This window comes from Frigoribacterium sp. VKM Ac-2859, assembly GCF_013204925.1.
In the GTDB taxonomy this organism is placed as follows: domain Bacteria; phylum Actinomycetota; class Actinomycetes; order Actinomycetales; family Microbacteriaceae; genus Frigoribacterium.
The window spans coordinates 729808-755884 of record NZ_JABMLC010000001.1 but is presented as its reverse complement, the minus strand read 5'-3'; the positions used below and the strand labels follow the sequence as shown (position 1 = coordinate 755884).

The window sequence follows — 26077 nt, the reverse complement described above, 5'->3', positions numbered from 1 at the left end:
TCAAGTCCGTTCCCGTCGGAGCCTCGAGGAAGCGACGACCACAAGGCGCACCGCAGCGTCGAACACATGGGACGCCATTCGTACCCGTGTGTGCACCACCGGGCCCAAGGCTCGACGCGAGCGGGGCGACAGGTTGCCGTCGTGTAGCCGGCGATGGACGGTCACTTCGGGTGCGTGCCTCAGGCTGCGACTCACGATTCCCAAGATGGCGAGCCAATGGTCATGCGCCTGGGTCGCCGGCGGGAATGGGAGCGCGAGGGTGATGAATTCCCTTGTGAAGACCATCGTGCAGCCGTAATAGGGTCGTCTGCCGAGGGCCAGGCCCACGAGATCGCCCACGGTGGATGACGAGGCTTTCAGTCGGCGCTCGGAAGGTTCTCCGCTGGCGAGAGACACATGGTCGAAGTTCGAGGCGACCATGCCCACCCCCTCGAGTTCATGGAGCAGGTAGGCGACACGACCCTCGGCCCAGACGTCGTCTTGATCACTCAACATGAGGACGTCCCCGGATGCAGCTGCGAGAGCTCGTTCGAAGGTGCGAACGTGGCCGGCATTGTGCTCGTTGACCATGAGGCGAATGCGAGCGTCGCCGAACGAGGCGACGATCTGAGCGCTCTCGTCCGTCGAGGCATCGTCCACGATGACGAGTTCGTCCCCGGCCTGTAACTGTCTCAGAATGGACTCGATCTGCTCCGTCAGGTACAGGGCACCGTTGAACGTAGCCATGCACACGCTCACACGAACGCGTTCGATCATCATCGGTCACTTTCCGTGGTGGGGGCGGTGGATGTGTGTCGGAGTGCAAGCAGCACTATTGCGATGGCTTGTAACACGTAGGCGATGGTCAAGCCGATCGATGCGCCGACGGCGCCGTTCAGTGACGCCCCGGAGAAGACCCCTGCCAGACAGACGATGGTGAAGCCGATCGCGACGACCGCAGCCATCCTCGCCAGGCCCCAGCCCTGGAGAGCCGAGGTCAACAGCGCGGTCAGGGACGCGAAAGGCAAGCCGATCAGCACGATCTGGATGACGAGGATCGATGGAACGTAGGCGTCTCCGAGAACGAGCGGCACGACGTACGGTACGAGCAGCGCCAGCGAGACATAAGCAATGCTCGTGACGACCAGGAAGACGAGCGAAGCGTGCACCATCCTGAGCCGGGCCGTGCTTCTCGTTGCGAACGGGAGAAGGACTGTCGCCGCCGCACTCGCAACGAGCTGAAGAGGGCCCGTCAGGCGGGTCGCTGACGCGTAGAACCCCGCTTGGGTGGTACCCGAGACCGCGGAGGTCATCAGGACGTCGAAGTTTCGGGCTTGGACGGCCATCGAATTGAGCCAGAACGGCAACCCTGCTCGGAACACGAGTCGGAAGGGAACTGAGGTCGCCGGCTGCACCCTGGAGGACGCGTAACGACGAGCCAGGACGGCAGAAACCAAAGCAGCCAGCATCTCTCCAGCCGAAAAGGCGAAAAGTGGATCAAGCCCGAGTGACGTGGCGGAGACGAACACGAGGAGAGACAGGGTGCGACGCACGATGATGTTCGTCGTGTTCACGGACGCCTGCTGGTTGGCAAGGGCGATGCTCAAGAACGTATCCGCGTTCTTCTCCGCAGCGGCAGCGACGGCCAAGGGCAACAGATAGAGGAAGCGCGAATCGGCGGTCAAGCCGGCTCCCAGCAACATGATGATCAGGAGCAGAGCCAGCAGTGCCGAGAGGCGTGAATTCGTCCGCAACGCCGCCGACACGAGGGCGTGATCCACCCTCGCGCTGTGTTCCCGCAAGATCAGCTTTGCCAGGCCCAGATCGGTCATGGCCTGAGCGATCACGATGGCAGCCGCCACTGACGAGAAGAATCCGAAATCGTCCGGCAGAGCAAGCCGCGCGAGGAGAACGAGTGCGACAGCACGGATGATTGCGCTTCCGACATACCCGCTGAGGACGGCTGTGAACTGTCTCGCAAATCGATTCGTCAGTAGCCCTGAGGTCTTCATTTGGCGCTGGGAGACTTCACGTCCCACGCGTCTCGGATCGCCTCGAGTATCCGGCCCGCTTGTGATCGGGCCGTCCATCGCTCCTCGACTTCGGCCAGGCATGCAGCGGCAACACCTGATCGATCTGCCGTGACTCGACTCATGACACGTGCCAGTGCGTTCACCAATGATGTGATGTCGCCGTGTTCAAAGATGCCCCCGGTCTCATTCGTGACCGCTTCCCACTCGGGCCCCTGGCCATAGACGTCATCGTCCGTCACGACGGGAACGCCATGGCCGAGGCTCTGGATGATGCTGAGACCGGCGTAGGTGGGGATGACGGTCACGTCGAGTGAGTCGTAGAAGACCTTCGTGTCCTCTGCACCGTAGACCGGGCCGGTGAGCGTGAGGTCGACTCCGAGGTCTGCGGCCAGATCGTAGAGAGGGCGGTGCTCAGGCCCCTCACCTCCTAGAGTGACGCGTACGGGAGTCCCGCTTCGGGTCAGCTCGGAGGCCGCGTGAAGCAAGAGGTCGAAGCGCTTGGCACTCTTCAGTCTCGCAATGGCGCCGACGTTGACCACGCGATGAGTCGGAACTGCGCCCTGCTCGTCAGAACGGATGGGTACCTGCCCGACGCTGTTGTAGATCACGGTGATGCGGTCCTCCGGGTAGCCGGCAGCAGCCCCGAGCTGCTTCGCGGTGTTGCCGTAGACCATCAGACGGGTGGCTAGCCGATAGAACGCCAGTCGAACGAGCGATTTGATGCCCCCCTCCGGGCGATGCCACCCGATTGTCCAGAACAGGACAGGCTTCCCGCGCAAGCGGGCGACGATTGCACCCACCCACGTGCTCAGGACCGATACGTCGCCCGTGAAGATGTACGAGTCGTACCTCTTCGACAAAGCCATGCGGGTGACGCCGGACTGCCATGTAGCTCGGCCCCAATAGCGGTTCTTGAGCACGAGGTGTTCCCGGAGTCCATCCGGAGACATCGTCTTGAGGGCGTAGTGAGATCCGTCAGGGTCTGAAGCGAACACGAAGTCCAACTCGCTGCTCTCGTCGAGTTGTTTGTGAACCGCCTCTCGATAATGAGCCATGACCTGGCAGATGACAGCCACGCGTGGTTTTCGTTCGCGTTCCGTCATCAGTTGCTTTCTGCCTCGCGGGTCGAAGTCCGGATTCCCGTCCGTGCGTGGTGAGAGGGAAGGGACGACAAGATGTTCCCCAGAACGCGGTGAGAGGTGTCGTCGATCTGATAATCGGTGGGCACCGCTCCGGTGGACGAACCCTGCAGCACGTAGTCGACGGCCCTCTGGATGCCCGAGGACGTGGTGCCGGTCAGGATGATGCTGCCCGTGTCCTCGGCCTCCGGACGCTCGATGGCGTCACGCAGGGTCACCGCTCTGAACCCCATGAGGGAAGATTCCTCGGCGATCGTGCCGCTGTCCGACAGAACGAGCCGGGCCGACGCCTGCAGGGCCAGATAATCGTGGAATCCGAACGGCTTGTGGAACACCAGCCGCTCGAAGGATTCACCCAACTCCTCGAGCCGTTTCCTCGTCCGCGGGTGGGTCGACACGAGGACGGGGAGGTCGTACCGGACACCGACGTCGTTGAGTCCTCGCAAGATGGAGGCCAGACGACCGGCATGGTCGACGTTCTCCTCACGGTGCAGGCTGACCAAGAAGTAACCGTCTGCCTCCAGATGCTCGTCGGCGAGCACCGTGCTGCCGGCGACGCCATCGGCGTTCTGGGCCAACACCTCCTTCATCGGCGAGCCGGTGAGGCGGATGCGCGAAGGGTGCAGGCCCTCGGCGAGGAGGTTGCGGCGGGCATGCTCGGTGTAGACGAGGTTGTAGTCGGCCACGTGGTCCACGAGCCGCCGGTTGGTCTCTTCCGGGACGTTCTCGTCGAACGACCGGTTGCCGGCCTCCATGTGGAAGACGGGGACTTTCATCCGCTTGGCGATCACGGCCGAGATGCTGCTGTTCGTGTCCCCGAGGATCAGCATCGCGTCGGGCTTCTCTGCGAGAAGAACCTGCTCGGTCTTGACCAGGATCGAGCCGAGGACGGCTCCGAGGCTGCTCGTGTCGGCCTCGAGGAAGTGGTCGGGCCGGGGTAGGCCGAGGTCTTCGAAGAACACCTCGTTCAGTTCGTAGTCGTAGTTCTGACCGGTGTGAACGAGGACGTGGTCGACGTGCTGGTCGAGACGCTTGATGACGGCCGAAAGACGGATGATCTCGGGTCGCGTGCCGACGACGGTCAGGATCTTCAGTCGAGGGGCAGGGGTGTTCATACTGTCTCCGGAATGGTGTCGGGGGCGGCCGGATCGAAGATCTCGTTCGACCAGAACATCGTGAAGAGGGTGTCGTCACCGGTGTTGGTGATCGAGTGGGCCCAGAAGGTGGGCATGTCGACCGAACACGGTGCCGTACCGTCGACGGTGACGGTGACCACCTCGTCCGAGAACAGGCGCCGCAGCCGGATGTCGGCCGTTCCGGCCACCACGGTGAATCGCTCCATCTTCCGCCGGTGGTAGTGCTGACCTCGAGTCACGCCGGGCGCCGTCGTCGAGAACGACGTCTGCCCAGACCCGCCATGTGACCGGATCACCTCGGTGAAGCTGCCTCGGCCGTCGGTGTTCTGGGTCAGCGGGATGACGTGTGACGCCTCGAACGCGAACGACCTGTAGGTGTTGAACAAGTCGCGTTCGAAGTCGGACGCCAGCACGGGCACGTCACCCTTCGCATACGCTGAGGCGAATCGCGACAAGGTCGCCAACAACTCCGACACCCTCGTCGACGTCGCGCGGGCGAGGACGTCCTCGGCCCCGTCGATGCCGACGAGCGCCTCGGCGGCGTGCTGAGCGTGCAGCAGGCTCAGCTCACGGTCGACGTCGACCGAGGGGGTCTCGCCGCGGCTCAGCAGGTGGCAGAACGTCGCTGTCACGGCGTTGTAGAAAGGGCGTCCGTGCTCGCCGAACAGGTTCGGGAGGTGCACGTCGACGAAACGTGCCCCGACGTCCGCGGCAGCGTCACGGATGATGCGTGCCGCTGCCTCCTTCGCCAGGCCATAGGTCGAGCCGTTGCCGACCTGGGTGGAGTTGGCGAAGACGATGCAGGCCGGCGCCACCTCGGCGGCGCGGACGACCCGGGCGGCCTGCTCGGCGAACAGGACGTTTCCGGCGTGGACCTCGTCATCCGTGCCACGGTTGACGCCCGCAATGAGGACGAGTCGGTCACTGCCCGAGACGGCCTCCGCCGCCTGCTGAGCATCGAATCGATCGCCGACGGCGAACGGATGGACGACGGGTTCACCCAGCGAGTGGAGGAGGGCGCGGGTGTGCCACCCCAGGAAGCCACCCGCCCCCGTCATCGCGATCTTCACGCGGTGACCTCGGGGTGGTGGATGCCCGCGAGGGCCAGCTCCGAACGTACCTCGGGCAGGGCCAGGAGCATCGCCTCGACGTCGGTCACCGTCATGCGGTCGACCGTGTGGGAGTCGTAGTCGGAGTACTCGACCTGCTCGGGGTCGCCCTCCTCGAAGAACGCGCCGTAGTTGAGGTCGCGCTTGTCCGCCGAGATGCGGAAGTAGTCGCCCATGTCCTCGGCGCGCGAGAGTTCCTCGCGGTTGGCCAGCGCCTCCGAGACCTTCTCGGCGTGACGGGTGCCGATCACGGTGACGCGTCGCTCGCTCTGGAAGATGTTGATGACCGCCTGGGCGAGGTCGCCCATGGTGCAAGCCGCCGCCTTGCGGATGAAGAGGTCGCCCTGATGAGCGTTGCGGAAGGCGTGCTCGACGAGGTCGACGGACGACGGCAGCGACATCATGAAGCGCGTCATCGACGGGTCGGTCACCGTCAGGTCCTTGCCCGCCTTGAGCTGCGAGATGAACAGGGGGATCACCGAGCCGCGCGAGTACATGACGTTGCCGTAGCGAACGCACGACACCGTGGTCACGGCGTTCGGATTGTTCAGGCCGTGTGACTGCGCGACCTTCTCCATCATCGCCTTGCTCATCCCCATGGCGTTGACCGGATAGACGGCTTTGTCGGTGCTGAGGCAGACGAGCGACTCGACGCCCGCTGCCTCGCTGGCCCGGACGACGTTCTCGCTACCGAGCACGTTGGTCTTGACTGCCTCGATGGGGAAGAACTCGCACGACGGAACCTGCTTCAGGGCAGCGGCATGGAACACGTAGTCGACGTCGCGGACGGCCCGCTCGACGCTCAGGTGGTCGCGGACGTCGCCGACGTAGAAACGGACCCGGGCGTCGCCCAGGTCGTGACGCATCTGGTCCTGCTTCGCCTCGTCGCGGCTCAGGACGCGCACCTCGCCGACACCACGGCTCAACAGCTTCTGCGTGACGGTACGGCCGAACGAACCGGTGCCGCCCGTGATGAGAATCTTCTTGCCGACGTAATCGGCGGAGACATCAGTGGTCAAGATCGGTCCTTCGTGGCGTGCTGGTCGGAACTCGTGGGTGACGTTGCGTCAATGATGGCGGCCGCTGCGCGATCGGCCGAGAAATGGGCTTCGTAGTGATGGCGACCCGAGCGGCCTCGACCCCGGAGGTCGCCCGTCGTGAGGTGGGTCAGCGAGATGAGCGCGTCCCGCAGAGCGCCAGCGTCGCCCGGGGCGACGACGGTGCCGGCACCGGACTCGGTGATCAAGAGGGCACCGTCACCGGCGATGACGCCGAGTACCACGGCGCCGGACGCGAGCAACGACGGGATCTTGCTGGGCGTCGTGTGCTCGAGGAACTCCGATGCCCCTAGCGAGACCAGGTGAGCGTGGGCTCGCGTCATGAGACCCGGCACGCGTTCCTTGGGCACCCGGCCGACGAACTCGATGCGCCCTCCATCGTCGACTCGTGAGGCGAGAGCTCTGAGGCGATCGAGGGCGATGCCGTCACCGACCAGGACGAGGCGCAGATCGACGTCCGAGGGCAACGCCCCGACGGCCTCGACGACGTTCTCGAGCCCCTGGACGTCCCCGATGGCACCCGAGTACATCAGGACGAACGGTTCCCCGTCGCGACGCTCGCGCACCTCGTCGAACGTGAAGAGGCCCTCGTCGGTCGGGTTCGGCACGTAGACGACGTCGTCCGGCCCGACGTGGCGGTTCCGTCGCTGGATGAGATCCGCGACGCTGGGCGAGATGACCCCGACCCGTCGCGCCAGGCGTTCCGTCAGCGACACCGTCTTCGAGACGGCGGCCAGGGCGAGGCGTCCGGCACGACCGTCCGGGAACATGCCGCTGTGGACGAGCGAGTCGGGCCACAGGTCCTGCACGTGCAAGAAGTACGGCAGACGTCCCCATCGGGTGTGCACGAGCAGGGGCAAAGCCACCGTCGCCGGCGAGTTGTAGACCCAGACCATGTCGCAGCCGCGCAGCGACCTCGCCCCGAGGACCGTGGCCGACACGGCGAAGCTCAAGTAGTTCAGCGCTCGTCCGACGGAGGACGAGTCATGGCTCGCGTACAGCGGGACGCGGGTCACCGTGACACCGTCGACCGTGCTCGTCCTCCGCCACGTCTGGCGGTGACCGGGGTACACACGTCCCGTCGGGTAGTTCGGGAACCCCGTCAGCACGCGGACCTCGTGCCCTGCCGCCGCGAACTCGCGGGCCAGGACACCCGGGATCGCAGCTGGCCCCGGTTCGGGGTCGTACCACTGGGTCAAGATGCCGATCCTCACGCGTCACCCCCGCGGAGCAGGTCGGCGACGGCGGGCGTCGGACGGATGCCCACGCTCTCGGCCCAACCGCTCGTCTGGCCCTGACCGAACCACATCAGCTCCACCCGTCGGATCGGCCCGGCGAGGCGTCCACCGATCAGTCGCGAGACGACGCGGGCAGAAGCGACGACGAAGCGGCACAGCAGGCGTGGCAGGCGTCGGGGTGACCGCCCGCCGGCCGCCTCGAGCACGGAGGAGACCGTGAGTCCCTCCCAGGGCTGCAGGACGACGGCGGGCACGATTTCGTCGAAGGTCCCGACCGCCGTCACGAACTCGGCGAGGGCCGCGACGCTGGTCACGGGCGTGGGTGCGTCGCCCGGTGACGCGACCGACGCGAGGGGTGACGACGCGAGGCGTCGGAGACGGTCCGTCGTGGGGCGACCGGGCCCCTGCACGGAGGTGGCACGGACGACGACAACCTCCGTCACGTCGACCGGGGCGCCCTCGGCGCGCGCCTCGACGAGCAGTTGCTCGCCCCAGGCCTTGCTCTGCGAATACGGCGAGAAGGGCATCGTCCGGGTCGACTCGTCGAGGACGGGCACCGGGCCCTGGACGGCGGCGGAACTCAGGTGCACGAACCTCTTCGCGCCGCTCCGACGAGCGGCGGCGAGTGCGACGAGGGGAAGGACAGCGTTGGCGCCGACGAGGGATGCCGACATCTCGGCGTCGGGGGTCGCGAGACCCGCCGCGTTGACGACGACCCCTGCCCCGCGGAAGGCGGCGGCGAGCTCGTCCACGACGTCGACGGCACCGGCCGCGGCTGTTCGCGCCGCCGCGACCGACGCGGGCACCGCCTCCAGCCGGGGCGCCGCGAGCTCGACGATCGTGATGCCGCGCGAGCGGGCGTCGGCGACGATCCGACTCCCGACGAAGCCACTCGCTCCGATCACGACCCAGGTCGTCGCGTCACGGGTATCAGACATGCTCGACACGCGCCTCTCGGTGGGTGAGCCGCAGGGTCCAGCTCGGAAGTGACAGGTAGACGGCCGCGATCACCGCGAAGAGGACGACCGCTGCGACGGCACCGACCGGACCGACGAACGCGAGCGAACCGGCCGCGGCACAGGCCACGGTGGCCGCGGTCACGATCGACGACGCGGGCACGTGGCCGTGGCGACGCGCCAGCACTTGGTACACGTGGGTGTTGTGTGCCTCGAACCAGCGCTCGCGTCGCGCCACCCGGCGGGCGAGGGTGCTGGACGTGTCGACGAGGTAAGGCACGAGCGGTGCGACGACGGCGACCAGAGGCACACCGACGGCGATGGCGGCCACGGCGGCCACGGCGATCGTCCCGCCCAGCAGGTAACTTCCGACGTCACCGAGGAACATTCGTCGACCCACGACGTTCCAGGGGACGAACGCCAGGAAGGCCAGGGCGATGCACGTGCCGAGGCCCGTGAGCCAGGGCTGTCCGGCCAACGCCCCCGACACCACGAACGAGGCTCCCACGACGGTTCCGTGCAGGCCGGACACCGTGTTGATGCCGTCCATGAAGTTCGCGACGTTGACGTAGCCGGCGACGGCGACGGGGCCCAGGACGTACAGCCACCACGGACCCTCGGCGATGGTCACGATCGCCACGCAGGCCACGGTGGCGATGACCATCTGGACGACGGCACGGCTGAGGGAGCCGAGGCTGCGCACGTCGTCCGCGAACCCCAGGATGGCGAAGGCCGCGCTGGCGACGGCGATCACGACGAGCAGTCGACCGCTGACGCCCGGGACCGCGGCCGCCAGGACGAGCGTGCCGAGGACGATCCCCATGCCGGGGGCGATCCCGCCACCGCGAAGGGTGGGGCGGACGTGGGACGAGCGTTCGCTCGGGACGTCGACCACGGCGAAACGGTACAGGAGCGGTCGCACCGCGAAGGGGAGCAGTGCCGAGGCGAGCAGGCACAGTACGGCGGCGGTCCAGAAACCGACGCTCACGCGGGGTCCTCGACGTGCGTGGGTGACTCCGAGGCGCCGGGTTGCGCGAGCTCCGCCGTCCACGGGCCCACGTGGGCGTGCACGCCCTCGAGCTGCGACGGGTGCAGCGCGGGCACGGTGGTGTGCGAGATCTTCGGGTGCACGGGCCGGTTGTCGCTCTCGCCGAGGCCGACGAGCTCCTCGTGCATCTTCTCGCCCTCGCGCAGGCCCGTGTAGACGATGCCGATGTCCCGGCCCGACATGGCGATCATGCGTTCGGCGATGTCGAGGATCCGCACGGGCTCGCCCATGTCGAGGATGAGCACCTCGCTGGGCGAGCCGATGCCCCCCGCCTGCACCACGAGGTGGCACGCCTCGGGGATGGTCATGAAGAACCGCGTCACGTCGGGGTGCGTGATCGTCAGCGGGCCGCCGGCCTCGATCAGCGAGGTGAACACCGGCAGCATCGACCCGCGGCTGCCCAGCACGTTGCCGAACCGCACCGACAGGTAGCGGGCACCGGTCTCGTCGGCGGTCCAGGCCGTGAGCCGCTCGGCCAGGCGCTTCGAGTGCCCGAGCACGCTCGTCGGGTTCGCCGCCTTGTCGGTCGAGATGTTGACGAACGTCGTCACCCCGACGGCCTTGCTCGCGTCGAGCACGTTCTGGGTGCCGAGCACGTTCGTCTTCCACGCCTCGTCGGGGTACTGCTCGAGCATCGGCAGGTGCTTCAGCGCCGCCGCATGGAAGACCACCTCGGGTCGACGGTCCTCGAAGATCGCTCGCAGCGCCTCCGGGTCCCTGATGTCGGCCAGCACGACCTCCTTGGTGTCGAGCAGGCCGTTGCCCGAGATCGACAGCTGCGACTGCTGCAGACCGGTCTCGTCACGGTCGAGCATGATCAGCTCGGCAGGGCCGAACTTGGCGATCTGGCGGCACAACTCGCTGCCGATCGACCCGCCGGCTCCCGTGACGAGGACGCGCTTGCCCGCCAGGTAGCCCGCGATCGACTCGACCTGCGTGTCGACCGGGTGACGGCCGATGATGTCCTCGATGGCGATGTCGCGCACGTCGCCGAGCCGCGACTTGCCCTCGAGGATCTCGTCGAGCAGCGGGAGGACCATCACGCGGAGTCCGGCCTCGGCGGCCCGGTCGGTGACGTCCTGCAGCAGGGGGGCGTCGGCCTTCGCGATGCCGATGATGATCGCCTTCGCCCCGCTCCGCTCGGCGGCGGCGACGAGGTCCTGTCTCGTCCCGAGGACGCGGACGCCCTCGATGCGCAGGCTCGACCGCGTGCGGTCGTCGTCGATCAGGCCGACGGGGAGGTACGGCGAGGCCGGGTCGGTCAGCATGCGGCGGACGAGGTGGTTGGCGAGACGACCCGCTCCGAAGATGAGCGTCGGTTGGGCACTCTCGCCGGGGCGGCTCTGCGTCTCGACGTAGAGCCGGGCCACGTAGCGCAGGGCTCCCATGAAGACGAAGACGACCGGCATGGCGATGAACACGGTGCTGCGCGCCAACATGATCTCGGTCCCGATCGCGAGGACGGGGATGCCCACGATCAGCCCGGTCGCGACGACCACCGTGACGATGGTGCGCACCTCGGCGAAGCTGCCCGGCACGAACCGGCGACGGTACAGCCCCGTCGCGTAGCCGAGTGCCGCCCCGACGACGACCGTCACGGCGGCGACGCCGAAGACCGCCGACCAGGTGACGTCGCCGTACCAGAAGTCGTAGCGCAGCGACACGGCGAAGAAGATCGCGACGACCCACGAGAGGGCGTCGAGCCCCACCTGCAGGGCGGTCCGTCGCGCCGGCGAGGCCATGAACCGGTCGATCACCAGGTCGCCCCGCCGTCCGTCGACACCGACACGTCGTCGTCGGCCCAGAGCCAGACCGCCGCCGCCGAGGCCGAGAGCGCGATCGCTCCGGGCGTCTCGGAGGACGCCGGCGCGCAGCCCACGGACGTCGCGGCCGCGCCCGACGCGGTCGGCGGCGTCACGACGGCGGTGCCGTCACAGTCGGCGGCACCGGTCGAGGCGACCAGGTACGAGCCCGAGGCAGCGGTGACGGCGACGGCGCCGTCGACGACGGTGCCCGCGTCCCAGGTGGTCGCGCCGTCACCGGTGCGGAAGAACGTCCGGTCGCTGCACAGCACACCGGCCTCGGCGTCGCTCACGACCGCGAGGTCGACGACGGTTGGGCACGGGGCCGCACGGTCACCCGAGGGGGAGTGCACGGTGCCGGGCGCGGTCCGGGCGACGTACCACGACGCCGCCAGTCGCTCGGGGTAGTCGCGGTACTCGGCACCCCCGCTGAAGGTCTGGGCGAACGCCGGCGTGCAGTCGTCCCCGGCGGGGCCGACGACGAAGGCCGACGACGCGTCCGTCGCCTGCAGGCGGTCCAGGCCGGCGAGGGAGCCACCGGTCTCGACCGACGTGGCCGACCAGGTGGCTCCTCCCGACGTCGTCTGTTCGACGACGGGCGGCGACGCGACGGTGCCGGGGGTGCAGCTCGCGGCCTGCGCGCGCCAGGCGGTCCCCGCGTCGACGACCGACAGGAGGCGCGTCGGCGTCACGGCCTCGGCGGCGGCGGTGGGGGTCGCGGTGGGCGACGGTGTGCTCTCGGTCTCGACCGGGCGAGGCGTCGACGTGGCGACGGGCTCGGCGTCGGCAGCCAGACCAGACGGTTCGCGGTTGAGCGCCAGGGCGACGAGTCCGAGGTCGACGAGGACGAAGGCCCCGATCCCGATGATGGCCAGGCGGCGGCGGGCGCGTGCGCGCGAGCCCCTCTTGCGGCGTGCGTCGGGCATCAGCGGTTACCCCCGTCGAGGGCGGCGGCGCGGGTCAGCAGGTCGACGAGCACGTCGGCCGCGGGCACCAGCTGGCGACCCGACTCGGTGAACGTCTCGTCCGACCGGCGGTAGGGATCGACGACGTCGTCGTCCAGCGGGTCGTCCGGTGCCTCGACGGTGCCGCGGCGGGACGCCAGCAGGGCCACGGTCGCGCGCAGTCGGTCGGCCACGGTGGACGCGTCGGCGGGCAGGGCGTCGACCAGCTCGGCGTCGGTCACGTCGCGGGCGAGGCGGGCGGCCTCGCGCAGGGTGAACGTGTACCGGCTGGCGCGGGGGTGCATCGAGACGACGGCCCGGCGGTGTTCGCGGGCGAGCGCCACGACGAGGTCGGCATCGCGGACGTCGCGCTCGAACAGGAACCGGGCCCGGTGGTCGTCGGGTTCCAGGTCGAAGGACCGGGCGAGGGCCCGGGCCTGGTCGGGCATGACGTCGTCGTCGACGGCCATGGTGCCGGCGCTCGACACGGTCACGTCGTCCCACGACGAGAGACCGCGGCGGAGGTACAGCTCGGCCAGGGGGGACCGGCAGATGTTGCCGGTGCAGACGGTCAGCAACGAGAAGGTGGTCGAGGTGCGGCGGGGGATCACGAAAGACACGGGGCCGCCTACTTCGCCGAGCGCGAACTCGTCTTCGGGGCCACGGGCAGGTCGCCGACGCCCGCCTCGGGGGCGTCCTGCTCCATGCCGTAGTACGCCCCGTAGTTGCCGTAACCGTAGGCGTCGGGCCCCTTCGTCGGCAGCATGGTCAGCACGATGCCGTGCACCTTGCTGCCGATGTGCTCGAGGTTGCGCAGCGCGGACTGCAGCTCGTTGCGGGTCGTGCGGCCCGCGGCCGACACGACGATCGCACCGCCGGTCAGCTTGCTGAGGATGGCCGCATCGGTCACCGGCAGCAGCGGAGGCGCGTCGATCAGCACGTAGTCGAACGACGTCGTCAGCGACTCGATCAGCGACGACATCGCCTTCGAGCCGAGCAGCTCGCTCGGGTTCGGGGGAACGCGGCCGGCCGGCAGCACGTACATCGTGCCGCGGCCCCAGGGCTGCAGGACGTCCTGGAGGTCGGCACGACCGATCAACACGTCGGTCAGGCCGACGACGCCCTCGAGCCCGAGGGTGTCGGCGAGGCGCGGCAGGCGGAGGTCGCCGTCGACGACGGCCACCGTGGCACCGGTCTCGGCGAGGGCCACCGCGAGGTTGGCCGTCGTGGTCGTCTTGCCCTCGCCGGGCAGCGACGAGGTGACGACGAAGCAGCGGCTGGCCGACTCGACGTTGACGAACTGCAGGTTGGTCCGCAGGGTGCGGAACGACTCGGCGCGCGGGTTGCGCGGGTCGACGTGCACGATCAGCGGGTGCTTCTTCGCCCCGGGGTCGTAGCTGATGCCACCGACGATCGGTGCGTCGGTGACGAGCTCGACGTCGTGCGACCCGTGGATGCGGGTGTCGAGGGTGCTGCGCAGCACGGCCGCTCCGACGCCGAGGGCGAGGCCGATCAGGAGGCCGAGGCCGAGGTTCAGCGTGGTGCGCGGGGTCGAGGGGGCCGAGGCGACCGACCCGGGGACGATCGTCGCGATCTTGACCAGGCTCGCGCCTCCACCGGTCGGCGTCTCGAGCTCGTTGACGACGACGTCCGTGAGGGAGGCGCCCACCGCGTTGGCGACGTCGGCGGCGCGCTGGGCGTCGGTGTCGGTGACCGTGATGTTGATCAACACGGTGTTGAGGGGCGACTCGGCCGTGATCTTCGAGGCGAGGCTCGCGGCCGTGGTGTCGAGGCCGAGTTGGTCGATGACCGGGTCGAGCACCGCGTCGCTCGTCACGACGTCGACGTACGACCGGACCTTCTGCTGGGCCGCACTGCTGCCCTGCACCGCGTCGACCGTGGTCGACGAGTCCTGCGCCTGCACCGAGACGAACAGCCGGGTCGACGACACGTAGGTCGGCGTGGCCAGGATCGAGCTCAGCGCCCCGGCGGCGAGGCCGACGAGCGTGAGGGCGGCGATGAAGATCCAGCCCTTGCGGAGAATGCGGATGTAGTCACGGAGTTCCACGTGGCTGAGGTCCTGTCCTGATCGGGTGCGGGCACCGCGGCAGGCACCCCGGCAGTCGTCGCACGGACCATGCCTCCCGGCACCCTGATGGCTCCCCGCGACTCTGCGCCGTGACCAATACTCACACACGGGACGGCCAGACGGGGTACATATGTTGCCCGATCCGGCGAAGTGGCCCCCGAACGGGGGTGCGGGGGGCCGTACCGCGACACCCGTCGCTGATCGTCCGCCTGAACGCTGGCTGTGATTCGGGCGCACCACCCGACCCGCGCAATAGCCTGCCGACGACGGGCACGTCCCGTGCTCGCTCGTGATCAAGGAGGATCACCATGGCAACGAATCACGCGGTCGCCTACAAGGGCCCCGGCCAGGTCGAGGTCATCGACGTCGACTACCCGACCTTCGAGCTCAAGGACGGCCCCGGCGTCAACCCGGCCAACGTCGGGCGCAAGGTCAACCACGGCGCGATCCTGCGCACGGTCGCCACCAACATCTGCGGTTCCGACCAGCACATGGTCCGCGGCCGCACCACCGCCCCGACGAACCTCGTGCTCGGCCACGAGATCACCGGCGAGGTCGTCGAGGTCGGCCCCGACGTCGAGTTCATCAAGGTCGGCGACATCGTCTCGGTGCCGTTCAACATCGCCTGCGGCCGGTGCCGCAACTGCAAGGAACGCAAGACCGGCATCTGCCTCAACGTCAACCCCGACCGCCCCGGCAGCGCCTACGGCTACGTCGACATGGGCGGCTGGGTCGGCGGCCAGGCCGAGTACGTGCTCGTGCCCTACGCCGATTGGAACCTGCTCAAGTTCCCCGACGCCGACCAGGCCATGGAGAAGATCCTCGACCTGGCGATGCTGTCCGACATCTTCCCGACCGGCTTCCACGGTGCCGTCACCGCGGGGGTCGAGGTCGGCTCGACCGTCTACGTCGCCGGAGCCGGCCCCGTCGGCCTCGCCGCCGCCACCGGAGCCCTGCTGCTCGGTGCCAGCGTCGTCATCGTCGGCGACATGAACGCCGACCGCCTCGCCCAGGCCCGCAGCTTCGGCTGCGAGACCGTCGACCTGACCAAGGGCGAGCCGGGCGAGCAGATCGACCAGATCCTCGGCGAACCCCTCGTCGACTGCGCCGTCGACGCGGTCGGCTTCGAGGCCAAGGGCCACGGAGGCGGTTCGGGCGAGGAAGCACCGGCCACCGTGCTGAACTCGCTGATGGACATCACCGCGGCCGGTGGCGCCATGGGCATCCCGGGGCTCTACGTCACCGGCGACCCGGGCGGCATCGACGCCGCCGCGCAGAAGGGCTCGCTGTCGCTCAGCCTCGGCACCGGCTGGGCCAAGTCGCTGTCGTTCACCACGGGCCAGTGCCCGGTGATGAAGTACAACCGGCAGCTGATGATGGCGATCCTCCACGACCGCACGAGCATCGCGAAGAACGTCCACGCCCAGGCGATCAGCCTCGAGGACGCCCCGCGCGGCTACGCCGAGTTCGACCAGGGCGCGGCCACGAAGTACGTCCTCAACCCGAACGGCCTGATCAAGGCGGCCTGACCCTCGTCGCCACCCGCGCCTCCTCGGCTCTCGGTTCCCCCGACCGACAGAGCCCGGGAGGCGCGGGTCGGCGCACCCTCGCCCCTCGCGTTCCGCAGGCACCCGCGTCGTTGCAGGCCGTGCACGGTGTATGACGGAACGATCCCATGACGAAGACATCCGACGCCCCTGCCCCGGGAGGCGCCGACGCCGCCCGCCCCGCCTCCGGTCGCGCCGCCCGCTCCGACGAAGAACGCCAGAAGTGGCGCGCCTTCGCCGTCTGCGTCGGCGTCGCCGCCCTGACGATCCTCGACCTGTCGAAGGTCAACGTCGGTCTGCCCAGCATCGAGGCGTCGCTCGGCGCCGGCCCCACCGCCCTGCAGCTGATCGTCGCCGGCTACGCGCTCGCCTTCGGCCTCTCGCTCGTGCCGTCCGGCCGACTCGGCGACCTCAAGTCGCGCCGCATGATGTTCGTCATCGGCCTGACCTCGTTCACCGTCGCGAGCCTGCTCTGCGCCCTCGCGCCGACCATCGAGTTGCTCGTCGCCGCGCGCATCCTGCAGGGCGTCGCCGCCGGCATCCAGATGCCGCAGGTGCTCGGGCTCATCCAGCAGCTCTTCCAGGGCAAGGAGCGCGGTCGCGCGTTCGGCTTCTTCGGCGCCATCATCGGCGTCAGCACGGCGTTCGGCCCGACCCTCGGTGGCCTGCTCATCGCGATCGGCGGCCCGGAGGACGGTTGGCGCCTGCTGTTCTGGATGAACATCCCCCTCGGCCTGATCGCCATCTTCTTCGCCCTCAAGCTGCTGCCGAAGACGCGGACGGCCTCCAACGGCCACAACGAGCTCGACCTGTTCGGCATCGTGCTGCTCGGCCTGACGATCTTCACCCTCATGCTGCCGTTCGTGCTGACGACCGGCCAGGGGGACGACCCGCTGCGCTGGCTCTTCCTGATCGGCTTCGTCGGTTTCGGCGCCGCCTTCGTCTGGTGGGAGCAGCGCTACAAGGCCCGGGGCAAGTCGCCGGTCGTGCACTTCAGCCTGTTCTCGCTCGCGTCGTACCGCAACGGCACCCTGATCGCGACGGTCTACTTCTGCGCCCTGCCCGCGACCTTCTTGCTGACGACCCTGTACCTGCAGCAGGGGCTCGGCCTCGAACCCGTCTACGCCGGCATGGTCACGATTCCCTTCGCACTGACCAGCGCGGTCGCCGCGTTCTACGGCGGACGCCTCGTCGACCGCTTCGGTCGCAGCCTGGTCGTGCTCGGGCTGATCCTGGTCGCGGTGGGCTTCGTCGCCCTGCTGCTCGCGGCCGTGCTCACCCCGCGCGACATCACGCCCTACGCCATGGGCATCGGCATGTTGATCGCCGGCACCGGCGGCGGCTTCGTCATCTCGCCCAACCAGACGCTGACGCTGGCCGAGGTGCCCGTCGAGATGGGCGGCGTCGCCGGTTCGATGGGGCAGGTCGGTCAGCGGGCCGGCACGGCCATCGGCACGGCGGCGGCGGTCTCGACGTTCTACTCGGTCATCGCCGGCTCCGGGGGAGCGGACGGGGCGAACCTCGACGTCTACCACGTGGCCTACCGCAACGGCTTCTTCGTCACGATCGCCCTCGTGTCCGTGGCGCTCGTGCTCGGGCTGATGGACCTGCGCGCCCGCAAGAAGGGGCGCGTGGGCGAGGGGGCCGAGGCGTCGTAGCCGGCGACCGCTGTCGAGGAGGCGACCCGCGCCTCCTCGGGGGGCCGCGCCTCCCGAGGCGTCGAACCGTCGGACGGCGGATCGTCCGGCGGCGAACCGTCGGGTGGCGGTCGGGTCAGAGGCGGGCGAAGGCTTCGACGACGTAGCTCGTGACGTCGACCTGACGCGTGGTCGGCAGGGCGATCGACGCGGGGTCGATCGAGCCGGCGACCGTGCTGGTGGTGGCGGAGACGGAGACGGCGGGCGTGACGAACATGATGGGCCTTTCGATCGGCTGGTGACGCGGTCGGTGACGCGGTTGGCGAGGCCCGGCCGCCCGTGCAGGGACACGGGCGGCGGAGCCCCTGACGACCCTGCCCGAGCTGCTCGGTGCCCCTGTGCGGAGCCGGTGACGTCGTGTGATCAGTCAAGCCGCCCGGACGTTGCGTGAACATAAGCGCAGGGCTGAGTCGCCCTCCGTCGCAGGGATGAACCTCGGCCGCCGGTGCCGATCAGGCAGGAGGCGCGGCCACGACCCCGAGGACGCTCTCGTGCAGCAGTCCGTTCGTCGCCATCGCGGTGCCGTGCCACGGCCCAGGCTGGCCCTCGGCACTGGTGAAGCGTCCGCCGGCCTCCTCGACGACGACCGCCACGGCCGCCATGTCGTAGGGCTGCAGGTCGAACTCGCCCGCGACGTCGAGTGCGCCCTCGGCGACGAGCATGTACGACCAGAAGTCGCCGTACGCCCGCGTCCGCCAGACCCGGCTCGTCAGGTCGAGCAGCTGCGGCAGGCGCCCGGCGTCGATCCAGTACTCGAGCCCGTTGAAGCTGAGGGACGCGTCGGCCAGGTCGCGCACGCCCGACACCCGCAGCGGCCCGTCGTGCTCGGATGAGAACGCGCCACCGCCCTGCGTCGCCCACCAGCGCCGGCCGAGCGCGGGAGCACTGACCACGCCCACCACGGGAACCCCGTCGACGACGAGCGAGATCAACGCCGCCCAGACCGGCACCCCGCGCAGGAAGTTCGCCGTGCCGTCGATCGGGTCGACCACCCACTGGCGGTGCGAGGGAGCGTCGTGGCCGTACTCCTCGCCGTAGAAGGTGTCGTCGGGCCGCGCGGCGGCGACCCGGTCGCGGATCGCCCGCTCGACGGCCTGGTCGGCGTCGGTCACGTGCGAGCGGTCGGGCTTGAGCGACACGTGCAGGTCGGCCGACCGGTACCGCTCGGTGCTGATCGCGTCGGCCAGGTCGGCCAGCTCGAGGGCGAGCGCCAGGTCGTCCGCCCAGGGCGTCCCGGTGGATCGGTCGGACGAGGAGGCGCGGGTCGGCTCGGCAGCATCGGTCACCCCGTCAGCGTACCCAGCCCGCCCTGCTCGTCCGCGCCCTGTCCGCCGACCCGGCCCGCGCCTCCTGCACCCACCGCACCGCCGCCCCCGGCCCGCCCCGCCCCGCACCTCACTGCACCGCGTTTCGTGCACGTCACCGCGACTAGTCCAGGTGTGCTGCACGAAACGCGGTGCGATGTCGCGCGGTCGGCCCCGGCGCGGATCGGCCGACGCCGAGCGACCGAGCGCGGTGCGACGCGGCGGCGCGCTAGCCGAGTTCGTCGCTGCGGGCGTCGTCGGCCGCGGCCGCGAGGTCGCGGGCGCTCACGCCGCCCTTGGACGCGAGCAGCGATTGCAGCGACTCGAGCCGTTCGCGGCCGACGTCGCCGAGCTCGCCGGCCTCGATGCGGTCGACGATCTCCCAGTCGTGGGCCTCGGCCAGCGGGATGCCGTCGACCGGCTCGCCCTCGGCCGGGATCGCGTGCGCCGCGAACGACTTGAGGATGTTCTCGGGGTCGACGTGCCCGAGTCCGAACGACCGCACGCCGGGGGTGTCGACGATCCAGCCGCCGGTCGGCACCTTGAACGACACGGTCGACGACGAGGTGTGCCGTCCGCGACCGGTGACCGCGTTGACCACGCCCACCTCGCGACGCGACCCGGTCAGGGCGTTGACGAGGGTCGACTTGCCGACGCCCGAGTGGCCGACCGTGACCGTCACGTGGCCGTCGAGGACGCCGCGCAGCTCGTCGAGCGCGGGGGAGGCCTGCCCGCCGGGTGCGACCTCGTCGAACGAGGTCGAGGTCGTCGTGACGATGCGCAGGTCGAAGCACGAGAAGTGCGCCGCGAACGGTGCCGGGTCGGCGAGGTCGGTCTTGGTGATGCAGAGGATCGGTTCGACCCCGGCGTCGAACGCCGCCACCATGTAGCGGTCGACCAGGCGGGGCCGGGGCTCGGGGTCGGCGGCGGCCACGACGATCAGCATCTGGTCGGCGTTGGCGACGATGACGCGCTCGACGGCGTCGCTGTCGTCGGCGCTGCGCCTCAGCAGGGTCGAGCGGTCGTGCACCTTGACGATGCGGGCGAGCGACCCCTCGGAGCCGCTCGTGTCCCCGACGACACCGACGCGGTCGCCGGTCACGACGCTCTTCTTGCCGAGCTCGCGGGCCCGCGCCGTCGTGATCTCGCGTTCGTCGGGGGTGCCGGCGTCCATCAGCACGCCGTAGCGGCCACGGTCGACCGTCCAGACGACGCCTTCCTCGGCGTTCGCGTAGGCCGGGCGCTGCTTGGTGCGCGGCTTGTTGCCCTTGGGGTTCGGGCGCACCCGCACCGAGCTCTCGTCGTACTGGGCGTAGTCGCCCTCGTCCTCGGCGTCGTCGCCGTCGCTCCACCAGCTCATCGTGCCTCGCTCATCGTCGACCGTGCCCCGCTCGTCCTGCGCCGTGCCCCGCTCATCGTCGTCGGCCCGGCGCCTAGAGGAAGCCGAGCAGGTCGATGTCGGCGGGGCTCTGGCGGACGGACCGGCCGAGCATCTCGTCCCACAACTCGACGAACTGCGGCAGCGTCTTGCCGACGACCCGGACGTCATCGAGCTCGACCCCCTCGACCGCGAGGCCGATGATCGCCGCCGCCGTCGCCATGCGGTGGTCCTCGTAGGTGCGCCACTGGCCCGCGTGCAGCGGGGACGGCTCGATGCGCAGGCCGTCCTCGAGTTCGGTCACCGCGCCTCCGAGGGCGTTGATCTCGGCGGCGAGGGCCGCGAGGCGGTCGGTCTCGTGGCCGCGCAGGTGGCCGATGCCGGTGATCGTGCTCGGGCCCGACGCGAGGGCGGCGAGGGCGACCAGCGCCGGGGCGAGCTCGCCACCGCGGGACAGGTCGACGTCCACGCCGGGCAGCGAGCCGCCGCCGACGAGGCCCACGCCGCCGTCGACGGTGAGGGTGTCGCCGTCGAGCGTGACGGACGCACCCCAGAGCGGCAGCAGCTCGATCAGGTCGGCCCCGACCTGGGTCGTGTCGGCGGGCCAGTGCGGGATGGACACGGTGCCGCCCGCGACCAGGGCGGCCACGAGGAACGGCGCCGCGTTCGACAGGTCGGGTTCGATGACGACCTCGCGCCCCGCGATCGGCGTCGGCGGCACGATCCAGGTGCCGACGGCGGGCGAGGCGACCTCGACCCCGCGCTGGGCGAGCGCGTCGATCGTCATCTCGATGTGCGGCAGGCTCGGCAGGCGTTCGCCGGTGTGGGTCAGGGTGAGGCCGCGCTCGAAGCGGGGGGCCGACAGCAGCAGCCCCGAGACGAACTGGCTCGAGGCCGACGCGTCGATCTCGACGTCGCCGCCCTCGACCTCGCCGGTGCCGTAGAGGCTGAAGGGCAGCGCGCCCCGGCCGTCGTCGTTCACCTCGACGCCGAGGGAGCGCAGGGCGTCGATCGTCGTGCGCATGGGGCGCTTGCGGGCTCCGGCGTCGCCGTCGAAGGTGACCGGTCCGAGGGCGAGTGCGGCGACCGGGGGCAGGAAGCGCATGACCGTGCCGGCCAGGCCGCAGTCGATCGTCGCGCCGCCCTGCAGCTCGCCGGGCGTGACGACCAGGTCGGGGCCGAAGGGGGAGTCGTTCGGGAACTCGGCGACCGTCGTGCCCAGGGCCTTCAGCGCCTCGATCATGAGCGCCGTGTCGCGGGAGTGCAGCGGAAGCCGCAGCGTCGACGGCGACGAGGCGAGCGCCGACAGCACGAGTTCGCGGTTCGTCAGGGACTTCGACCCGGGCAGGGACGAGGAGGCGCGCAACGGCCCGGAGGCGGTGGGCGCGACCCAGCGCCCCTCGTCGACCTCGGGAACCTTCCCGTCGCCGTAGGGAGAGAACTCGGGCCCGGAATACCTGTACACCTGCATCGGTTCACCACAGTAATGCAGCAAGAACCTGGAGGACCTGTGCCTGTCGCACTCGCACCGAGGGAAATCACCGTCGCCGAACTAGAATCGGCCCTGATGAGCACCCCCGAGGGCCACGAGCCCACACCGACCGCCGCCGTCGAACCGACCGAGGCCGACGTCGACGCCGCCCTCGAGGCGGTCGACGCCGACGCCGAGAAGCGCGCCCTGTTCGAAGAACAGGCGCTGCCGTTCATGGACCAGCTCTACGCCGCGGGCATGCGCATGACGCGCAACCCGGCCGACGCGAGCGACCTCGTGCAAGAGACGTTCGTCAAGGCCTACGCGGCGTTCGCGCAGTTCCAGCAGGGCACGAACCTCAAGGCCTGGCTCTACCGCATCCAGACCAACACGTTCATCAACACGTACCGCAAGAAGCAGCGCGACCCGTACCAGGGCACGATCGACGAGTTGGAAGACTGGCAGATGGGCGGCGCCGAGTCGGCGACCCGCGCCTCCGGCTCCACCCGCTCGGCCGAGGCCGAGGCGATCGACCACCTCCCCGACAGTGCTGTGAAGGACGCCCTGCAGAAGGTCCCCGAAGACTTCCGCATGGCCGTGTACTTCGCGGACGTCGAAGGCTTCTCGTACCAAGAGATCGCCGACATCATGAAGACCCCCGTGGGCACCGTGATGAGCCGCCTGCACCGCGGCCGTCGCCTGCTCCGTGAACTCCTCGCCGACTACGCACGCGATCGTGGCATCGCCGTTCCCGTCGGCTCGTCGAAGGGCGGAAAGAAATGACCGACTGTGGTTGCACCAAGGCCAAGGCCGAGCTCGAAGATTACCTGCACAACGAGTTGTGCCGCGAGGACGCGGCCGACATCCGCGAGCACATGGCGAACTGCGGCGACTGCTCGGGCGAGCACAAGGTCGGCGTCGTGCTGACCGAGGCCGTCCAGCGGGCCTGCCGCGAGACGGCACCCGAAGACCTGCGTGCGACCGTGTTGGCGCGCTTGCGCGAGCTGCAGTCCGCCCACCGCTAGTCGTCGCCTCGCCGGTCGCGGTCGTGGACCCGGATCGCCGCCCGACTCGTCTGTCGCGGGCGTGAGCTCCACGGTCGACGCCGCCCGCACCTCCTCGGTCGTCGGTCGTCGAGGCGCTGGTCAGCGACCGGCGGAGTGGTGCGCGGCGACGGACGGAGCGTCGATCACTCGGTCGTGGACCCGGACCGTGTCGACGTCACCCCGGAACGTGTAGTCGGCAGGCTGGCCGGGCCACGGGTCGAGGGACTCGCGGCCCACCCTCCACGAGCCGTCGTACGTCTTGGCTGCCCGGTTGTCGCTCCGGCCGGCTTGGTGGACGCCGTCGAGCCAGAGGTCGAGGCCCCCGGGGCGGAAGGTGCCGACGGCGTGGTGCCACTCGCCGTCGTCCACCCGGCTGCGGCTCGCCACAGCGAACCGGAAATCGTTGGAGCCCTGCACGCCGAACGACACGAGACCGTCGGCCGTGACGTACAGCTGGCGGTCCTTGTTCGGCGAGGCAGGGGCGTCGCTCGAACCGAAGCCCACGATGCGCCCGCCCGGCCGGTCGGTGCGGAACCAGGCCTCGACGGAGAACGTCGACGGCGCTGCTTCAGGGGTCTCGGCCACCACGCGGGCGTCGTCCGCCCGGAGGTCGAGCGAGGGGTTCGCCTCGCACGATCCGTCGTTCCGGACCGCGCCGCTCAGGGCCCGCCCGGCCCGATCGTGCCCACTGGCGTCACGGTAGTCGTCCCCTTTGGGCTCGTCGAAGTCCCAAGCAAGGACGGGGTCGTCGAGCAGGGGCCCCGCCATGCACGGGAAGTGCGCCGTCGAGGCATGACCGCCCGACGCGGTGACTCCCGCGAACGCCGCGCCACTCGGCACCATGCCCGTCAGGGAAGCGACGACGAGCACCGCTGCCCCGACGGCGGTCGGCGAGGCGGACCGGGACGCCGCCGTCCCGATCGGCGGAGCGGTGACCTCCCAGCGGGGTCGTCCGCAGCCGGGACACGGTGTTGCCGACCTCGTCGGATGGTCGAGACGCGCCAGCCCGACGAGGACCGCGACCCCGGTCGCGAGCATCACGAGCCGGACGACCTCGCCGCCCCGGAGCCACAGCCCCGGCGCCCCCACCCAGGGCACCCGCAAGATCCCGACCCCGTGGACGGCCTCGGCGTCGACGAGCGAGCTGTCGGGGGCCGCGTTGGCGTCACCCCGCAGCCGGAGCCCGCCGGATTCGTGCGAGACGAGCCGATGGAGCCGCAGCCGGTCAGAGCGGTCGGGGTCGTCGACGAGCAGCACCTGGCCCGGCGTGACGTCGTCGCCGTCGATCGGGGCGGCGGCGACGACGTCACCGGTCAGGAGGCGCGGTGCCATCGAGTCGCTCGCCACCGTGGTGACGTGCCAGCCGAGAGCGGCGGGCACGACGCACCAGAGGGCGAGCAGGACGCCCAGCCAGAGGACGGTCCGCGCCGTCGTCGCCACCACGAGCGGACCGAGGTCGCCGGAACAGCGACGGAGGCGTGGGGGCATCGGGGTCCTCTCTGTCTCGGGGCCGTGCGGGGGAGGCGGGTATCGGGGGCCGACGCCTGCGAGGTCAGTCGTTCTGCGCCTCCCAGACGAACGTCGTGATGGCGCTCGCCTCCTGCACCGTGTTGGGGGCAGCGGGGTCGAGCTCGTAGCTGAAGCGGTACGTCGACGAGGTCGAGCCGGCGGGGACGTCCCACTGCCCCAGGCCGTCGGCGAACGACGTGACCTCCATCAGGTCGGAGAGGCTGCCGTCCAGGACGGGGGCGCCCACGGGTTCGAAGGTCGAGCAGTCGTCCGTCGCCGCGCCACGCTCGACGACGAGGTCGAGGTGGTCCGCGAGGGCGTCGGCGTCACTCGACTCGCTCGAGTAGAACCGCACGGAGCTGTCGGCACTGGTGTCGGTCGTGACCGTGAGGCAGTCGGAGCCCGAGTCGCCCGGAAGCAGTCCTGCGACGTCGAAGAGGGCCTCGCCGGCATCGTCGTCGCTGATGGCCACCTTGCCGCTGGCCCAGGAGTTGGCGGGATTGTCGGTCTGGTCCGAGAATGCGGCGTACGAACTGGTGCCGACGACGATGCCGCTCAGCACGACGGCCACGGGAAGTGCGAGTTGGGCGGTGACACGGCGTGAACGAGGGGAGAAGTGCATGGCTGATCCTGTCTGTGAGAATATGTTGCAGGTAATATACTAAGACTTCGTCAAGATCAAAGCAAGAGCACGTCCGCCACGGCCCGGCGGGCGGTCGTCACACTCTTCGCCCCTGCGCTAGCGTCGTGGCATGACCGCAACGGTGCAGCCCCTCGGCATCCCGACCACCAGCGACCTCGACGACCTCGTGTCGTTGATCGGCCTGCTCGGTTACACGCTCGACGCGGACGTCCTGTCCGCGCGCCTGACGCGGCTCACGGCCGACGCGGGGCACGAGACGTGGGTCGTCCGTGGCGACGACGGGCGCATCACCGCCGTGGCCGGTGGTCACGTGGTGTGGGCGTACAACGACGACGCGCCGACGGCCGAACTCCTGCTGCTCGTCGTGTCGGCCGAGGCCCGCCGCGACGGCGTCGGTTCGTACCTGCTGGGGCACTTCGAGTCCTGGGCCCGCGGGCACCAGGCGCGCGTTCTCAACGCCGTCTCGGCTGCCGCGACCGACTCGGCCAACCGGTTCTACCGCAAGCGCGGCTACCACGAGGCCGGCGTCCGCTACTCGAAGCTCATCTGACCGCGGCGGTCCCGTCTCCTCCTGACGCTGACCGCCCTCCCGGTGCTGGCCGCGCCGTCCCGCCGGTGGCCCAGCCCTGAGGTTCGATCCCTCTCCGCGGTGCCGACTCCCTCCGCGGCCAGCCGTGTCGCGGGTGACGCGTCGTGCCTCGTGCGTCGTGCGCCGGTAACTCCTGGCCGGTGTCGTCGTGACGTGCCCCGCGGGGTGCTGCGCGCGCAGGAGTCCTGAATTGCCGACGGGCGGCACGGGTCCGCTCCCGGGGTCGACCATCGATGCCGATGCCGATGCCGATGCCGGTGCCGGTGCCGGTGCCGGTGCCGGTGCCGGTGCCGGTGCCGGTGCGATGTCGATGCGGGCGCCGTTCGTCGCGGGCGTGTGTGTGGGCAATTCCGGAGAACGGT

24 protein-coding genes are annotated in these 26077 nt (G+C 69.8%); 5 read left to right on the top strand and 19 right to left on the bottom strand.

The window, feature by feature from the left end; genetic code table 11:
* From HQQ78_RS03515 to HQQ78_RS03455, 13 genes are read right to left on the bottom strand one after another with little or no spacing between them, the layout of a single operon-like run.
* On the bottom strand, window positions 1-759 hold the full coding sequence (locus HQQ78_RS03515) for a glycosyltransferase (protein WP_173151048.1): 759 nt from the start codon (window positions 757-759) through the stop codon (window positions 1-3).
* The gene (locus HQQ78_RS03510) at window positions 756-1991 is read right to left on the bottom strand and encodes a lipopolysaccharide biosynthesis protein (protein WP_173151047.1); all 1236 of its coding nucleotides are present in this window, start codon (window positions 1989-1991) and stop codon (window positions 756-758) included. The genes HQQ78_RS03515 and HQQ78_RS03510 overlap by 4 nt, the downstream gene beginning before the upstream one ends.
* Window positions 1988-3115 carry a glycosyltransferase gene (locus tag HQQ78_RS03505; protein WP_173151046.1) on the bottom strand — a complete coding sequence of 376 codons (1128 nt, stop codon included), beginning with the start codon at window positions 3113-3115 and terminating at the stop codon, window positions 1988-1990. The genes HQQ78_RS03510 and HQQ78_RS03505 overlap by 4 nt, the downstream gene beginning before the upstream one ends.
* On the bottom strand, window positions 3115-4266 hold the full coding sequence (gene wecB / locus HQQ78_RS03500) for a non-hydrolyzing UDP-N-acetylglucosamine 2-epimerase (RefSeq protein ID WP_173151045.1): 1152 nt from the start codon (window positions 4264-4266) through the stop codon (window positions 3115-3117). Before wecB ends, HQQ78_RS03505 begins: the two co-directional genes overlap by 1 nt.
* The gene (locus tag HQQ78_RS03495) at window positions 4263-5357 is read right to left on the bottom strand and encodes an SDR family oxidoreductase (protein WP_173151044.1); all 1095 of its coding nucleotides are present in this window, start codon (window positions 5355-5357) and stop codon (window positions 4263-4265) included. The genes wecB and HQQ78_RS03495 overlap by 4 nt, the downstream gene beginning before the upstream one ends.
* Window positions 5354-6415, bottom strand: coding sequence for an SDR family NAD(P)-dependent oxidoreductase (locus HQQ78_RS03490; RefSeq protein WP_173151043.1), 1062 nt, complete (start codon window positions 6413-6415; stop codon window positions 5354-5356). Before HQQ78_RS03490 ends, HQQ78_RS03495 begins: the two co-directional genes overlap by 4 nt.
* Window positions 6412-7653: a glycosyltransferase family 4 protein gene (locus tag HQQ78_RS03485; protein ID WP_173151042.1), complete on the bottom strand. Its 1242-nt coding sequence runs from the start codon at window positions 7651-7653 to the stop codon at window positions 6412-6414. The genes HQQ78_RS03490 and HQQ78_RS03485 overlap by 4 nt, the downstream gene beginning before the upstream one ends.
* A gap of 11 nt (window positions 7654-7664) precedes the next feature.
* Window positions 7665-8630, bottom strand: coding sequence for an NAD(P)-dependent oxidoreductase (locus tag HQQ78_RS03480; RefSeq protein WP_173151041.1), 966 nt, complete (start codon window positions 8628-8630; stop codon window positions 7665-7667).
* Entirely contained in the window at window positions 8623-9636 is a 1014-nt protein-coding gene (locus HQQ78_RS03475) for a glycosyltransferase family 4 protein (RefSeq protein WP_173151040.1), read from the bottom strand. The genes HQQ78_RS03480 and HQQ78_RS03475 overlap by 8 nt, the downstream gene beginning before the upstream one ends.
* A complete protein-coding gene (locus tag HQQ78_RS03470) occupies window positions 9633-11453 on the bottom strand; it encodes a polysaccharide biosynthesis protein (protein WP_371740332.1) in 1821 nt (606 codons plus the stop codon). The genes HQQ78_RS03475 and HQQ78_RS03470 overlap by 4 nt, the downstream gene beginning before the upstream one ends.
* Window positions 11450-12424 (bottom strand): hypothetical protein, encoded by a 975-nt coding sequence (locus tag HQQ78_RS03465; RefSeq protein ID WP_173151039.1) that lies wholly within the window; start codon window positions 12422-12424, stop codon window positions 11450-11452. Before HQQ78_RS03465 ends, HQQ78_RS03470 begins: the two co-directional genes overlap by 4 nt.
* Window positions 12424-13062 (bottom strand): low molecular weight phosphatase family protein, encoded by a 639-nt coding sequence (locus HQQ78_RS03460; RefSeq protein ID WP_173151038.1) that lies wholly within the window; start codon window positions 13060-13062, stop codon window positions 12424-12426. Before HQQ78_RS03460 ends, HQQ78_RS03465 begins: the two co-directional genes overlap by 1 nt.
* An 8-nt stretch (window positions 13063-13070) precedes the next feature.
* Complete coding sequence (locus HQQ78_RS03455; protein WP_123570302.1) at window positions 13071-14510, bottom strand: polysaccharide biosynthesis tyrosine autokinase; 1440 nt, start codon at window positions 14508-14510, stop codon at window positions 13071-13073.
* A gap of 329 nt (window positions 14511-14839) precedes the next feature.
* On the opposite strand from HQQ78_RS03455, the gene fdhA reads away from it, so the two are divergent.
* Entirely contained in the window at window positions 14840-16060 is a 1221-nt protein-coding gene (fdhA, locus tag HQQ78_RS03450; RefSeq protein ID WP_056046055.1) for a formaldehyde dehydrogenase, glutathione-independent, read from the top strand.
* 146 nt (window positions 16061-16206) lie between these two features.
* Window positions 16207-17736 carry an MFS transporter gene (locus HQQ78_RS03445; protein ID WP_173151037.1) on the top strand — a complete coding sequence of 510 codons (1530 nt, stop codon included), beginning with the start codon at window positions 16207-16209 and terminating at the stop codon, window positions 17734-17736.
* Between the two features lie 115 nt (window positions 17737-17851).
* On the opposite strand, the gene HQQ78_RS03440 is transcribed toward HQQ78_RS03445, so the two are convergent.
* The 4 genes from HQQ78_RS03440 to aroA all read right to left on the bottom strand — a co-directional run bounded on the left by HQQ78_RS03440 (window position 17852) and on the right by aroA (window position 21928).
* Window positions 17852-17992, bottom strand: a complete 141-nt coding sequence (locus tag HQQ78_RS03440; protein WP_157485316.1) for a hypothetical protein — start codon at window positions 17990-17992, stop codon at window positions 17852-17854.
* Window positions 17993-18227: 235 nt separating this feature from the next.
* Window positions 18228-18989: an inositol monophosphatase family protein gene (locus tag HQQ78_RS03435; protein WP_216844236.1), complete on the bottom strand. Its 762-nt coding sequence runs from the start codon at window positions 18987-18989 to the stop codon at window positions 18228-18230.
* Between the two features lie 319 nt (window positions 18990-19308).
* Window positions 19309-20439: a ribosome small subunit-dependent GTPase A gene (gene rsgA / locus HQQ78_RS03430; protein ID WP_173151035.1), complete on the bottom strand. Its 1131-nt coding sequence runs from the start codon at window positions 20437-20439 to the stop codon at window positions 19309-19311.
* 73 nt (window positions 20440-20512) lie between these two features.
* Window positions 20513-21928 carry a 3-phosphoshikimate 1-carboxyvinyltransferase gene (gene aroA / locus HQQ78_RS03425; protein ID WP_056046052.1) on the bottom strand — a complete coding sequence of 472 codons (1416 nt, stop codon included), beginning with the start codon at window positions 21926-21928 and terminating at the stop codon, window positions 20513-20515.
* 96 nt (window positions 21929-22024) lie between these two features.
* On the opposite strand from aroA, the gene HQQ78_RS03420 reads away from it, so the two are divergent.
* Window positions 22025-22711 carry a sigma-70 family RNA polymerase sigma factor gene (locus HQQ78_RS03420; RefSeq protein ID WP_082460271.1) on the top strand — a complete coding sequence of 229 codons (687 nt, stop codon included), beginning with the start codon at window positions 22025-22027 and terminating at the stop codon, window positions 22709-22711.
* Complete coding sequence (locus HQQ78_RS03415; protein WP_043593711.1) at window positions 22708-22953, top strand: zf-HC2 domain-containing protein; 246 nt, start codon at window positions 22708-22710, stop codon at window positions 22951-22953. Before HQQ78_RS03420 ends, HQQ78_RS03415 begins: the two co-directional genes overlap by 4 nt.
* Window positions 22954-23073: 120 nt before the next feature.
* Here the strand turns inward: HQQ78_RS03415 and HQQ78_RS03410 are convergent, their stop codons facing one another.
* Both HQQ78_RS03410 and HQQ78_RS03405 read right to left on the bottom strand, forming a co-directional pair.
* Window positions 23074-24462: a LamG-like jellyroll fold domain-containing protein gene (locus HQQ78_RS03410; RefSeq protein WP_173151034.1), complete on the bottom strand. Its 1389-nt coding sequence runs from the start codon at window positions 24460-24462 to the stop codon at window positions 23074-23076.
* A gap of 64 nt (window positions 24463-24526) precedes the next feature.
* Complete coding sequence (locus HQQ78_RS03405) at window positions 24527-25105, bottom strand: hypothetical protein (RefSeq protein WP_173151033.1); 579 nt, start codon at window positions 25103-25105, stop codon at window positions 24527-24529.
* A 130-nt stretch (window positions 25106-25235) separates the two neighbouring features.
* Between HQQ78_RS03405 and HQQ78_RS03400 the strand changes: the two genes are divergently transcribed.
* Window positions 25236-25676, top strand: a complete 441-nt coding sequence (locus HQQ78_RS03400) for a GNAT family N-acetyltransferase (protein WP_173151032.1) — start codon at window positions 25236-25238, stop codon at window positions 25674-25676.
* Window positions 25677-26077 lie beyond the last annotated feature (401 nt).